Origin of the sequence: Prevotella sp. P4-51, assembly GCF_002251455.1 — a bacterium.
Classification (GTDB): domain Bacteria; phylum Bacteroidota; class Bacteroidia; order Bacteroidales; family Bacteroidaceae; genus Prevotella.
In genome coordinates, this window is record NZ_NPJM01000069.1 from 98234 (window position 1) to 111200 (window position 12967).

16 protein-coding genes are annotated in these 12967 nt (G+C 54.3%); 7 read left to right on the forward strand and 9 right to left on the reverse strand.

Annotated features, from left to right (window positions below; genetic code table 11):
• Positions 1 to 25: 25 nt before the first annotated feature.
• From CIK94_RS13035 to CIK94_RS13070, 8 genes are all read right to left on the reverse strand, one after another.
• On the reverse strand, positions 26 to 892 hold the full coding sequence (locus CIK94_RS13035) for an aldose 1-epimerase family protein (protein WP_094423286.1): 867 nt from the start codon (positions 890 to 892) through the stop codon (positions 26 to 28).
• A gap of 11 nt (positions 893 to 903) precedes the next feature.
• Positions 904 to 1452, reverse strand: coding sequence for a hypothetical protein (locus CIK94_RS13040; protein ID WP_094388560.1), 549 nt, complete (start codon positions 1450 to 1452; stop codon positions 904 to 906).
• Positions 1430 to 1651, reverse strand: a complete 222-nt coding sequence (locus CIK94_RS13045; RefSeq protein ID WP_094388559.1) for a DNA-binding protein — start codon at positions 1649 to 1651, stop codon at positions 1430 to 1432. The genes CIK94_RS13040 and CIK94_RS13045 overlap by 23 nt, the downstream gene beginning before the upstream one ends.
• A gap of 9 nt (positions 1652 to 1660) precedes the next feature.
• Positions 1661 to 2602 (reverse strand): SPFH domain-containing protein, encoded by a 942-nt coding sequence (locus tag CIK94_RS13050; RefSeq protein ID WP_094423287.1) that lies wholly within the window; start codon positions 2600 to 2602, stop codon positions 1661 to 1663.
• 486 nt (positions 2603 to 3088) lie between these two features.
• Positions 3089 to 3568, reverse strand: a complete 480-nt coding sequence (locus tag CIK94_RS13055; protein WP_094385876.1) for a hypothetical protein — start codon at positions 3566 to 3568, stop codon at positions 3089 to 3091.
• A gap of 13 nt (positions 3569 to 3581) precedes the next feature.
• A complete protein-coding gene (locus CIK94_RS13060) occupies positions 3582 to 3914 on the reverse strand; it encodes a hypothetical protein (RefSeq protein ID WP_094385878.1) in 333 nt (110 codons plus the stop codon).
• Positions 3915 to 3918: 4 nt separating this feature from the next.
• Positions 3919 to 4458 (reverse strand): RNA polymerase sigma factor, encoded by a 540-nt coding sequence (locus CIK94_RS13065; protein ID WP_094385880.1) that lies wholly within the window; start codon positions 4456 to 4458, stop codon positions 3919 to 3921.
• A 32-nt stretch (positions 4459 to 4490) separates the two neighbouring features.
• Entirely contained in the window at positions 4491 to 4859 is a 369-nt protein-coding gene (locus tag CIK94_RS13070) for a hypothetical protein (protein ID WP_144007758.1), read from the reverse strand.
• Between the two features lie 363 nt (positions 4860 to 5222).
• Between CIK94_RS13070 and lysS the strand changes: the two genes are divergently transcribed.
• The 6 genes from lysS (at position 5223) to CIK94_RS13100 (ending at position 11562) form a co-directional block, all read left to right on the forward strand.
• Entirely contained in the window at positions 5223 to 6956 is a 1734-nt protein-coding gene (gene lysS, locus CIK94_RS13075) for a lysine--tRNA ligase (protein WP_022310827.1), read from the forward strand.
• A 32-nt stretch (positions 6957 to 6988) separates the two neighbouring features.
• On the forward strand, positions 6989 to 7984 hold the full coding sequence (locus CIK94_RS13080; protein ID WP_022310826.1) for an NAD(P)H-dependent glycerol-3-phosphate dehydrogenase: 996 nt from the start codon (positions 6989 to 6991) through the stop codon (positions 7982 to 7984).
• Positions 7985 to 7990: 6 nt separating this feature from the next.
• Complete coding sequence (locus CIK94_RS13085) at positions 7991 to 9349, forward strand: glucose-6-phosphate isomerase (RefSeq protein WP_022310825.1); 1359 nt, start codon at positions 7991 to 7993, stop codon at positions 9347 to 9349.
• A 67-nt stretch (positions 9350 to 9416) separates the two neighbouring features.
• The gene (locus CIK94_RS13090; protein ID WP_094423288.1) at positions 9417 to 10184 is read left to right on the forward strand and encodes an HAD family phosphatase; all 768 of its coding nucleotides are present in this window, start codon (positions 9417 to 9419) and stop codon (positions 10182 to 10184) included.
• Positions 10185 to 10322: 138 nt separating this feature from the next.
• Positions 10323 to 10904, forward strand: a complete 582-nt coding sequence (locus tag CIK94_RS13095; protein ID WP_094423289.1) for a hypothetical protein — start codon at positions 10323 to 10325, stop codon at positions 10902 to 10904.
• Between the two features lie 88 nt (positions 10905 to 10992).
• Positions 10993 to 11562 carry a hypothetical protein gene (locus CIK94_RS13100; RefSeq protein WP_094385889.1) on the forward strand — a complete coding sequence of 190 codons (570 nt, stop codon included), beginning with the start codon at positions 10993 to 10995 and terminating at the stop codon, positions 11560 to 11562.
• On the opposite strand, the gene mnmA is transcribed toward CIK94_RS13100, so the two are convergent.
• Positions 11552 to 12637, reverse strand: a complete 1086-nt coding sequence (mnmA, locus tag CIK94_RS13105) for a tRNA 2-thiouridine(34) synthase MnmA (RefSeq protein WP_371327106.1) — start codon at positions 12635 to 12637, stop codon at positions 11552 to 11554. The two genes, CIK94_RS13100 and mnmA, sit on opposite strands and share 11 nt — an antisense overlap.
• Positions 12638 to 12741: 104 nt before the next feature.
• On the opposite strand from mnmA, the gene CIK94_RS14520 reads away from it, so the two are divergent.
• Positions 12742 to 12903, forward strand: coding sequence for a hypothetical protein (locus CIK94_RS14520; protein WP_158214750.1), 162 nt, complete (start codon positions 12742 to 12744; stop codon positions 12901 to 12903).
• The last annotated feature ends 64 nt before the right edge of the window (positions 12904 to 12967 follow it).

Sequence of the window (12967 nt, forward strand, 5' to 3'; positions counted from 1 at the left end):
GGCTTTTGCTGTTTGTGTGGTTGTGTTATCCGATGCGGATGGTGTATTCGCTCATGAAGCTGGCACCGGGCTGCAGGCGGTTGATGAGGTATTTCTCGCTCAGGTCGCCCGTAAACTCAGCCCAGTCGTGTATGCCGTACCAGGGCTCTATGCACACGAAGGGCGCGTTCTTGGCGGTGGGGCTCCAGATGCCTACTGCCGGCGAGCGGAAGCCTATGGTCACCACCGGACGGCGCTCGCGGTCGAGCAGAGCCACCTCGTGCAACTGCGACTCGTCGAAGATGAGAGCGTCGTCGTCGAAGTCGGCGCAGGTGAAGTGCCACACGTTGCCATCCATCTCCAGCGGATGATGACCAGGGGTGATGCAGCCGTGGGTGTTGCCATAGAGACGCTCGGCATTGGGGTTGTCGAAGCGCAGATAGCCGTCCAGCGGGTCACCGTCTTTCATTCCGGGCACGTTGAATGCGGGATGGCCACCGATAGAGAACAGCAGTTCGCGGCGGTCGGTGTTCTCCACGTGCCAGATCACGTGGATGGTGTTGCCGTCGAGCCGGTAGGTCACGCTCAGATTGAAGTGGAAGGGATAGACCTTGAGTGTCTCTTCGCTCTCGGTGAGGGCAAAGGTGACGCGGTGGTCGTTTTTGGCTACGAGAGTGAAGTCGCTCTTGCTGGCAAATCCGTGGCGAAGCATGTGATACTCCTTGCCGTCGAGATGATAGGTGTCGTTCCAGAGTCCACAGACGATGGGGAAGAGGGTGGGCGAGTGCTTGGCCCAGTATTTAGGGTCGGCCTGCCACAGATACTCGTGTCCCTGCGCGTCGCGTATGCTCTGCATCTCTGCACCACGCTCGGCGATGGTGACAGAGAGAATGTCGTTGCTTAGTGTCTGCATATATGTATGGTTTATATCTTGGGTCTGAAGTTGAGTATTCTCAGTCGGGTGGTCTTGCTGCGGTCGCGCCGTCTGTACACGCAGACTACGGCTGCTGCCGCATTGGTGGCCATGGCAGCCAGACAGATGATGATAGCCGTCTCGGCGGCTGGTCTGCAGGGGATGTAGAAGGCTGCCAGCACGCCGCTCACCATTGCTGCCGCCAGGCATACGCCCATCGCGCGGGTGTAGGTGACCATCACCCGCAGCTGCTCTGCCGCCGTGATGGTCATGGGCATCTCTATGCGTGAGAGCGGGTGATAGGCTGCCCACAGGGCATAAAGCGCCAGATAGGTGTCTATGCCGCCGAAGGTCACGGCGCCAGCCCTGTCGCGGAAGGTGAGGCTGGTGTCGAGCCATGCCTCGGGGCCGGTGCTGAGCGAAGCGGGGCAGACCAGTGCCGTCAGGATGAGGCCCCATGCCACAACCAGCATGACGATGGTGGCAGCCTCTGAGAGAGTGCCTGTCAGGGTGCGGTTGACCGTGAAGAACGGGCCGTCAGATGTTGTCGTTCTCTTCATCGTTGGTAGCATTCGATAGTTCACCGTTGCCCCCGTTCTTATGCTTGGGCAGCCTCCTGGCCTTGCGTAGCGCCTCGTTGACAATCCATTGCAGTTGTCCGTTGGTGCTGCGAAACTCGTCGGCAGCCCACTTCTCGACAGCCGCCATCGTGGCGCTGTCGAGTCGCAGTACAAAGGGTTTGGTTTTCTCTTTTGCCATGTCTGCCTATTACATGTTGAGCGTGCCTGTGTTGACTACTGGCTGCGCCGTATCGTCGCCGCAGAGCACTACCATCAGGTTGCTAATCATGGCAGCCTTCTTGTCGTCATCGAGCTCTATCACGCCGCCTTCTGCCAGTTTGTCGAGCGCCATCTTGACCATGCTCACCGCACCTTCCACTATCTTCTCGCGGGCGGCGATGATGGCGTCGGCCTGCTGGCGGCGCAGCATCACGGCAGCGATTTCGGGTGCATAGGCCAGATAGTTGATGCGGGCCTCTACCACCTCGATGCCAGCCATGGTGAGCCGCTCTTCCAGCTCGCTCTTGAGCACCTCGTTGATTTCGTCGCCACCGCTGCGCAGTGTCAGTTCGTCCTTGTTGTCGGTATTGTCATAGGCATACTGTCCGGCCATCTGTCGGAGGGCGGCGTCGCCCTGTATCTTGACAAAATTCTCGAAGGCGCGCATCATGCTGTTTACGTTGACACCTACCGAGGCTGCGTTGCTCGCCATGGTCTGGGCGTCGATTTCAAACATGGCCTTGTAGGTGTCTTTGAGTTTCCACACCAGCACCATGCCAATCATCACGGGGTTGCCCTGCTTGTCATTGACCTTGATGGGTTCGGCGTCGATGTTGCGGGCGCGCAGCGACAGCTTCTTTACACTGTAGAAGGGGTTCACCCACGAGTATCCCACCTTCTTGAAGGTGCCGTGGTACTTGCCGAAGAACAGCATCACGCGGGCCTCGTTGGGCTCTATCATGATGAAGCCGCACATGGCGACGATGGCAGCCAGCAGCAGTACGCAGCCAGTGACAATCTTGAACGCATTCTCATACTCGATGCCGAAGCCGAGCAGCAGGCCGGAAATTACCAGTGCAGCCACAATGGCAAACAACATCACGAAACCATTCAGGGAAAATCCCTTGAAGTCAAACTCTTGATTCTTCATAATTATAGCTGTTTAGAAAGTGATATTAATTTGATATTGCAAAGATAGCGACTTGCGTGATAACTTCCAAGCATTTTTCCAACTTTTTTTCAATTATTTTTCCGACCGTGCCTACTGCCCTCCCGATGACGGTGGTCGTCACTGCTGCATCGCAAGGCCCAGAGGGAAGCGTGGGAGGGTGGCTTGGCGTCATTATGGTCGTCATCGCATCCGCCGTAACCTCATCTGGCGGCTCGTAACGTAAGGCACGAAGGCTCGTATCATTTGTTACGTGGGCTCGTGCCTTACGATACGTGTCCACGTAACATACGATACGAGCCGCCAAAGGTGGTTGGCACGGTTCTGAAAGCCATGACTGCCAGGAATATAAATAAAGAAACCGAGACCGCCCGTAAATTCGGGACAATCTCGGTCGATACACACGTATATAAATATAATCCTATGGGCAGACATCTGCGCCCGGTATGTCGGGCTGTGGTCTCGCGGTCATCGCATCTGTAATGCCTGTCTCTGCCCGGGCTTGCGCGCCGGGCGATGGTTGGCCAGACGCTTCATCATCCGTCGTTCGAGAACGTAGACACGCTTGATCTGGTTTTGGGTGAGAAACTTGCTGTATTCGGCATAATACTTCTGGCGAATCTGCAGCAGCTTTTCGCTACGCTCAAACTGCCGGGCGATGTCCTGTTTGGCCTCGGCTTCGGTCTGCTGCTGTGCGTTGGCCTGTTTGCGAGCGCCCTTCATGCGAGTGCCCAAAGCCCAGATTTCTTTCTGGCAGGCAGTATAGGTCTCGACAAACTGCTTGGTGGTGGCTTCGTCGAAAGCCATGGTCTGGGCGATGTGCCGTGCCTGCTTGTCGGCCAGTTCTTCGCGCGTCAGACGCTGGCGCTGGTTGTTCTGTGCGCTGATAGTGGTTGTGCCCATCAGCATCAAGGCTGCTACGAGCCATAACTTCATAATGGTCTTCATCTTGTTATGTTTTTTATTCGTTGATAAATATGTCTTCCTGATACACCGAGAGGATGTAGGTCTGGTCGTCGTTGCTCAGATTGTCGAACGCCTGCTCCACATGGGCATAGTCTGTCGTGGATAGGGTAGACCATCTGCCGCCTATCATCACTACTATGCCCGTCACGGCTGCAGCTGCCAGCAGACCGGCTATCGAGCGGCGCAGGGTCATTGAGCGGTGGCGCCTGGGGCGCGATTGTGATAGGTTGCGGGCAAGTATCTGGCGTTCCATGTCGTCGAAGAAACCTTCGGGCACGCTGTAAGGCATGCGTTTGCCAATGTTGTCGAAATCGAATTGATGTTCCATATCTTTAGTCATGATTGTTCATATATCTGATGATTTTCTCCTTGGCGATGTGATAGTTGGTCTTGGCCGAGGCGGGCGTGGAGTCTGTCACGTCGGCAATCTCGGCAAAACTCATGTTATCGTAGTAGCGCAGGTTGAAGGCCAGCTGCTGCTTGTCGGGCAACGCGAGGATGGCACGTTGCAGTCTGACGGCTTCGGCGTCGCTGTAGTCGATATAGCTGTCGGCTGCGCGCTCGTCGAGCAGCGCCATCCTGTCGTCGGCCGAAACCTCATCCTGCTTCCGTTGGCCGATGATGCGCAGCGCCTCGTGGGTGGCAATCTTGTATATCCACGCCGACAGCGAGCGGATTTCATCGTAGTTTCCCACTGAGCGGTAGATGCGTATGAAGGTCTCCTGCATGGCGTCCTGGGCATCGTCGTGGCTCACCACCATGCGGCGTATGTGCCAGTAGATAGGCTCGGTGTAGCGCTTTACCAGCAGGGCGAACCCCTTGGCAGTGTCTGCCTTCAGCTGCTTTACTATGTAAGTGTCGTCGATGGACATGGTCGTCTTCTCTCGTTGTGAGGTTTGGGTGATTATATCTTGCTATATACCTTTTTGCTACCTGCGGTCTGGCATTTCAGCATGCCGTTGGCTCTGGAGCAGAAGGAGTCGAGCTCGGCTTCGGCCATCTGCTTGCTGAGTCCCGTCATACGGGCGTAGTGCTTGATGGTGAGGTATCTGTTGTTCTGCAGATAGGCCAGGGCCATGTGCAGACGCTGGTTCTGGGTGAGGTGGTTGCTCACACGGGTGGCCGTTGTCGGCACCGTGCGTACTACGACCATGGGTCTCGGAGTCCACAGGCGATGATGGCAGCCTGGGCGGCGATGGCCCGAAGCCGGCAAGCATAGCAGCATGGCCATTAGTGCTGTCATCGATACGATGGTTGTTTTGTAATGTCTCATATTCGTTGTCGTTTGAGGTTGAAATTGGGTCCGTTGTATGAACGCCGTTCATATATATAACCCCGAGAAGTGGGAAAAGTAAAATGGGTAACCGTCATTTTATTCATTTTTCTCTTTTTTACTGTTTTTTCCGTTTTCCATGTCCTGACTGCAGAGTACAACGATACGTACAGGCAATACGAATGCCTGCACATTATATAAATATATGCGCTCGCGATGTAATTAATAAGGTAAAAACCAATGCAATTTCGTTTTTTTTGAGTACTTTTGCAGATGATAATGTGCGTATGTCCCGTTACTGCAGAGGCGGGCGGGGCAAAGGTGCATGCCAGTATGAATGGAAAGTAAATAAAAACAATATATATGAACGTATTAGAACTTAGCGAACAAGAGATTGTACGCCGCCAGTGTCTTGAAGAGTTGCGACAGATGGGTATCAATCCCTATCCCGCAGACGAATTTCCCGTAAATGCTTATTCGACCGATATCCGTGACAACTTCGTGGATGGCGAAGAGCGCGAGGTAGTTATCGCCGGCCGTCTGATGGGCCGCCGCGTGATGGGTAAGGCCAGCTTTGCCGAGCTGCAAGACTCCAAGGGTCGTATCCAGGTGTATATCACCCGTGATGACGTGTGTCCTGGCGATGACAAAGACTTGTACAACAAGGTGTTCAAGAAACTGATGGATATCGGTGACTTCATCGGTATCAAGGGTTTCGTCTTCCGTACTCAGACCGGTGAAATCAGCGTTCACGCCAAAGAACTGACGCTGCTGAGCAAGAGCCTCAAGCCTCTGCCTATCGTGAAGTATAAGGACGGTGTGGCCTACGACAAGTTTGAGGACCCCGAGCTGCGCTATCGTCAGCGCTATGTAGACCTCGTGGTCAACGACGGTGTGAAGGATACCTTCCTCAAGCGTGCCACCGTGCTGCGCACCATGCGCCGCTTCTTCGACGAGGCTGGCTATACTGAGGTAGAGACCCCCACGCTGCAGAGCATTGCCGGCGGTGCCAGCGCCCGTCCGTTTATCACCCACTTCAATGCGCTCAATATAGATATGTACATGCGTATCGCCACCGAGCTCTATCTGAAGCGACTCATCGTGGGCGGATTTGAAGGCGTCTACGAGATAGGCAAGAACTTCCGCAACGAGGGTATGGATCGCTTCCACAACCCTGAGTTTACCTGCATGGAGCTCTATGTGCAGTACAAGGACTATAACTGGATGATGTCCTTCACCGAACAGCTGCTCGAGACCATCTGTGTGGCTGTCAACGGCAAGCCCGAAGTGCAGATGGGCGACAAGACTATCAGCTTCAAGGCTCCCTTCCGTCGTCTGCCCATCCTCGATGCCATCAAGGAGAAGACCGGATATGACCTCTACGGCAAGAGCGAGGACGAGATACGCCACATCGCTGTAGACGAACTCAAGATGGAAGGCATCGACGCGAGCTTCGGCAAGGGCAAGCTCATCGACGAAATCTTCGGCGAGTACTGCGAGGGTACCTACATTCAGCCTACCTTCATCATCGACTATCCCGTAGAGATGAGCCCGCTCACCAAGATGCACCGCAGCAAACCCGGACTGACCGAGCGCTTCGAGCTGATGGTCAACGGTAAGGAGCTGGCCAATGCCTACTCTGAGCTCAATGACCCCATTGACCAGGAAGAGCGCTTCAAGGAGCAGATGAGACTGGCCGACAAGGGCGACGACGAGGCAATGGTCATCGACCAGGACTTCCTGCGTGCGCTGCAGTACGGCATGCCCCCCACAAGTGGTATCGGTATCGGCATCGACCGTCTGGTGATGCTCATGACCGGCAAGGAGTACATCCAGGAAGTTATGCTCTTCCCCCAGATGAAGCCCGAGGCCAAGATACCTCAGAGCAGCATCAAGGAGTGGGCTGCCATTGGTGTGCCTGAGGACGAGGTGTATGTGCTGCGCAAGGCAGGCTTCAATCTCATCAGCGACATCAAGGACCAGAAGGCTCAGGGACTGCAGCAGAAGTTGGGCGAGATACACAAGAAGTACAAGCTCGAGTTTGAAAAGCCCGGTGTCGACGCCATCCAGCAGTGGATAGACAGCGCACAGGCCTGAGAACAGCATAAAATAACCCCAAAACAAGATTTATGTTTAGCGTAGGAAAAACAGCCATCATCGGTGGAGGCTCGTGGGCTACAGCTATCGCCAAGATAGTGATAGACCACACCCACCACCTGGGGTGGTACATGCGCCGCGACGACCGCATCGAAGACTTCAGAAGACTGGGTCACAACCCCGCCTATCTCACAAGTGTGCACTTCGATGTGGACGAAATCTTCTTCTCTTCAGACATCAACAAGATAGTTGAGGCTTACGACACGCTCGTGTTTGTCACTCCCTCGCCCTATCTCAAGAGTCATCTGAAGAAACTCAAGACCCGTATCAAGGACAAGTTTATCATTACCGCCATCAAGGGTATCGTGCCCGATGAGAACCTGGTGTGCTCTGAATACTTCCATAGGGTCTACGACGTGCCTTACGACAATCTTGCCGTCATCGGCGGTCCGTCGCACGCCGAAGAAGTGGCGCTGCAACGCCTCTCTTATCTCACTGTGGGATGTGCCGACCAGGAGAAGGCCCAGGCCTTTACCGAGGTACTCTCGTCGGAGTTTATCAAGACCAAGGTGGCGTCGGATGTGCTTGGCATAGAGTATTCGTCGGTGCTGAAAAACGTCTATGCCATCGCCGCGGGCATCTGCTCGGGCCTGAAGTATGGCGACAACTTCCAGGCGGTACTCATATCCAACGCCGTGCAGGAGATGAACCGGTTCATGACCGCCGTCAATCCCATAGAGCGCAATGTCTATGACAGCGTCTACCTGGGTGACCTGCTGGTCACGGGCTACTCCAACTTCTCGCGCAACCGCACCTTCGGTTCGATGATTGGTAAGGGCTACAGCGTGAAGAGCGCACAGATAGAGATGGAGATGATAGCCGAGGGATACTTCGGTACGAAGTGCATGAAGGAAATCAACCGCCACATGCATGTCAATATGCCTATCCTCGACGCGGTGTACAACATTCTCTACGAACGCATCAATCCCCAGATTGAAATCAAATTATTAACAGACAGTTTTAGATAGACTAAAATGAAAAGTATTTCTTTAGACTTTACCAAAGCCGCTTCCTTCCTTGGTGAGGGTGCGGTAGAGGCGTATGAACCCAAAGCTAAAGCCGCTCTCGAGGCATTGGAGAACAATACTTGCCCCGGCAACGACTTCTTAGGATGGCTTCACTTGCCATCAAGTATTACTCCTGATTTCCTCGATGAAGTCCAGGCTGTTGCCAACACCCTCAGAGAGAAGTGTGAGGTAGTAGTGGTAGCCGGTATCGGCGGCAGCTACCTCGGCGCGCGCGCTGTCATCGAAGCCCTTAGCAACTCGTTTGCCTGGCTCATTCAGGACAAGAAGAACCCGCAGATTCTCTTTGCCGGCAACAACATCAGCGAGGACTATCTGGCTGAGCTCACCGACTATCTGAAGGGCAAGCGCTTCGGCGTCATCAATATCTCCAAGTCGGGTACCACCACCGAGACCGCCCTCACTTTCCGTCTGCTCAAGAAGCAGTGTGAGGCCCAGATGGGCAAGGACGTGGCTCGTGAGGTGATAGTGGCTGTTACCGATGCCAAGCGCGGTGCCGCACGCACCTGTGCCGACAAGGAAGGCTACAAGAGCTTCATCATTCCCGACAACGTGGGTGGCCGCTTCTCTGTGCTCACTCCCGTGGGTCTGCTGCCTATAGCCTGTGCTGGTTTCGACATCAAGGCTCTCGTGGCTGGTGCTACTGATATGGAGAAGGCTACTGGCGTGAATGTGCCTTTCGGCGAGAATATCGCTGCACAGTATGCTGCCGTGCGCAACGCTCTCTACAATGAGGGTGGCAAGAAGATTGAGATTATGGTCAACTACCAGCCCAAGCTCCACTTCATCGCTGAGTGGTGGAAGCAGCTCTACGGTGAGAGCGAAGGCAAGGATGGCAAGGGTATCTTCCCCGCATCTTGCGACTTCACCACCGACCTGCACTCTATGGGCCAGTGGATTCAGGATGGCGAGCGCTCTATCTACGAGACGGTCATCTCGGTAGAGACTCCCAACCGCGAACTCGACTTCCCTCATGACGATGAGAACCTCGACGGTCTCAACTTCCTCGCCGGAAAGCGTGTGGATGAGGTCAACAAGATGGCTGAACTCGGTACACGTCTCGCCCACGTGGATGGCGGCGTACCCAATATCCGCATCAGCGTGCCCGTGCTCAACGAGTATTACATCGGTCAGCTTATCTACTTCTTTGAGATAGGTTGTGGTATCAGCGGCAACATCCTTGGTGTCAATCCGTTCAACCAGCCCGGTGTTGAGGCTTACAAGAAGAATATGTTTGCCCTGCTCAACAAGCCTGGCTATGAGGCTGAGAGCAAGGCTATCCAGGAGCGTCTGCAGAACGAGAAGTAATCGCAACGCCTCTGGGCTTGATACAATAACAAGGGGGGAGTAACTTCCTCCCTTTATTATTATAATAATGTACGAGAGAGAGATTAACAGATACCTGGACCGTATGGTCGATGGCCATCAGCTCGCCAGCAAGGACGAGTGGAAGGGATTCCGCTGCGTGCTCTTCGATATGGATGGCGTGCTCTACAACTCCATGCCCAATCATGCCGTGGCATGGCAGCAGGCTATGAGCGCCAATGGGCTCCACTTCACCGCCGAAGACTCCTATGCCACCGAGGGCATGAAGGGTGTCGACACCATACGCATCTATGCCGAGCGCCAGACGGGAAAGAAACTCACCGAGGCTGAGGCCCAAGCCATCTACGACGAAAAGGCGCGACTGTTTCACCAGATGCCCGAAGCCGGGATATTCGATGGCGTCGTAGACCTGATGAAGCAGATACGTGAGGCTGGACTGACCATCTGTGTGGTTACCGGGAGCGGACAGAAACCCCTCATCCAGCGCCTTGTCTACGATTTCGGAGACTTTATCGACGAACAGCACATTGTGTCGGCATACAACGTGAGCCACGGAAAGCCAGCCCCCGACCCCTATCTGAAAGGTCTGGAACTGGCAGGCAACATGAAACCCTGGGAGGGTATCGTGGTAGAGAATGCGCCGATGGGCGTAAGAGCCGGCGTGGCAGCCCAGATATTCACCATCGGCGTCAATAGCGGTCCGCTGCCCGATGAGGCCTTGGCCCGCGAGGGCGCCAATGTCATTCTGCCCAGCATCCGCAGGCTGGCCGATGACTGGCAGCAGCTGATGGCGTATGGCCCGGCCAAAAGGGGATAAACAGCTGCGCCTTGCCAAATTAATTATAAATTGGTAGGGTAGTGGGTTAAATCATCTTAATAACCCATTGGGCTAAAGCAGCAATATACTATCTTTGCAGACAAGAGACTCAGGTCTATAACCAACAAAGATAAGAATATGAAGAAATCGTTTTTCTTTGCCGGCATTCTCGCCATGACTGCCTTGGCAAGTTGCGGCAACAAGCAGAATGCCCCTGCAGAAGGCGAAACCATAGAGGTGGCTGCCCCTGTAGACGATGATGTAGTAAGTATGCTTGATGCCCAGCTTAAGAGCAAGGACCCCAACGCGCTGATGAAGACCCTCGCTGCCATCAAGGAGAAATATGCCCAGCTGGTCAAGGCGGGCAAGCTCGAAGAAGCCAAGGTATATATGGCCAAGGCCCAGACATATCTGAAGGAGCATGCGGCACAGATTACTGCCATCGCTGGCGAAGACAGTGAGGTGAGCAATCTGGTAAACAGCGTAACAAGTATGCCCGAAGCCGCGCAGAATGCTGCCGAAGAGGCTGCCAAGAAGGTAGATGCCAAAGCCAAAGAGGCTGTCGAGGCTGCCAAGTCTGACGCCAAAGCCAAGGTCAACGAGGCTGCTGCCAAAGCCAACGCCAAAATCAATGAGAAAGCCAATGAGGCTGGACAGAAGGCCCACGAGGCTGTAGGCAAAGCAGCGGCAAAGGCGATGAAGGAAATGGGACTCGAATAGAGCCTGATACATACCTAAAAGGCGGCAGTGCGAGTTCCGCATGGGCCGCCTTTTGCAGAATTACAAACTCAATAGTAAGATACTTGTCATGAACTATCGTGTACTCTTTTCGCTGCTATGCCTGTTCTCCGTGTCGGCCTACGCCCAGAAGAAAGTGGTGATTTATGACCTGGAGACCCGGGTGCCCATCCGTCAGGTGAGGGTAAGGGTCGACAAGTCCAGAACCTACACCACGCCCTATACGGGCCAACTCGTTCTGCCCGAGAAGTTTGATACCATCACGGTGAGTCATCCCAAGTATCTCACCCACTCGATGGGCTTCAAGGAAGTGGGCGACTCTATCGGTCTGATTCCCCGCACCCGCACCCTGGGCGAAGTCGAGGTGGTGGGCGAGGACTTGTCCAAGCGTCTGCGTGAGAATGTGGAGCAGTGGGGTGTCACCGACCCAAAGGAACGCCAGCTGCTCAATCCCAAGACGAGTGTGGTCGATTTTGATCTCGTGAAAATCTTTGACTTCAAAGGCCGGTCCCGTCGCCGACGTACGCGCAAAGTCAAGCAGGCTCTGCAGAAGATGGACGAGAAGGACCCCGTGAAGCGCGCCTATGAAGCCACGGTGAAAGACAAGGGTGAAAAAAAAGAAGAGACTACTACAAAGTAATCTCTCCTGAACCATAACAGCGGTGGTGCTCGTGGTCGTAGATGACGCAGAACTGACCCGGCGCCACGCCATGTATCTTCTCAGCCGAATAGACCATATAACAGCCATCCCCACATTGTCGGATGGTGGCGTGATGGTAGTCGGGAGTATGGCGAATCTTGAACGTCACGTCGGTTTCATCTTTGTCGAAACCGACTGTGAGGAAATGAAAATCATGTATCTTGAATTCTTGCTTGTACGCAGTCTCAGGGTCGTAACCGTGACTGACGTACAGGATATTCTTTTCCACATCCTTCTTGATGACAAACCAGGGACCGCCGCCCAGCCCGAGGCCCTTGCGCTGGCCGATGGTGTGGAACCAGAGTCCACGATGGCCGCCAATGCGCTTGCCGGTTTCCCATTCTATCACGTCTCCGGGGTTCTCACCCAGGTATCGGCGTATATATTCGTTGTAGTCTATCTGCCCCAGGAAGCAGATACCCTGGCTGTCGCGACGTCGGGCGTTGATCAGATGCTCGCGTTCGGCTATCTGGCGTACCTCGTCTTTCTCATAGTGACCTATGGGGAAGAGCGCCTTGCGCAGCTGCCAGTCGTAGATTTGGGCAAGAAAGTCGGTCTGGTCTTTGACCGGGTCGGGGCTGGTGCAGAGCCATTTGCGTCCGTCTATGATTTCCGTCTGGGCGTAGTGGCCGGTGGCAATCAGGTCGTAGTTGTGCCCCATCTTCTCGTCGAAGGCGCCAAACTTGATGAGCCTGTTGCACATCACGTCGGGGTTGGGCGTATAGCCCGCCTTGACTTTCTCCATGGTGTATCGCGTCACCTGGTCCCAGTATTCGCGGTGGCAGTCTATCACCTGCAGGCGGCATCCGAACCTTCCGGCCACAGCCGTGGCCATCTCCAGGTCTTCCTCAGAGGTGCAGTCCCATTCCTCCTGTTCCTCTGGCCCTATCTTGATGTAGAAGCAGTCGGGCTTGAGCCCCATGCGGGCCAGCTCGTATACCACCACCGAACTGTCGACGCCGCCCGAGAGCAGCACGGCTATCCGCTTGTCCTTTATCTCGTTTATGTCAATCATATTGCAAAGGTAGTGCAAGCCGAAGACAATACAAAGGAAAAACGAATGTTTTTTCAATTTGTATTGTTGAGGCGCCGCCTACCTTCATGGTGAGCCATAGAGTAGTGCAAGCCGAAGACAATACAGCGAATGTTTTTTCAATTTGCATGGTTGAGGCGCCGCCTGTCTTTGTCGTAATCGCCGTGATGACCGAAATCGATGCAAGCCGCAGCGTGGTGGTTGGCAAGATTTCGGACATTACAGACAAAAATAGGACGATGGCATAAATTATCAGTAAAGGTGCTGTGTATTCCGATTTTTTTTGATTACTTTTGCATGGTGACTATAACT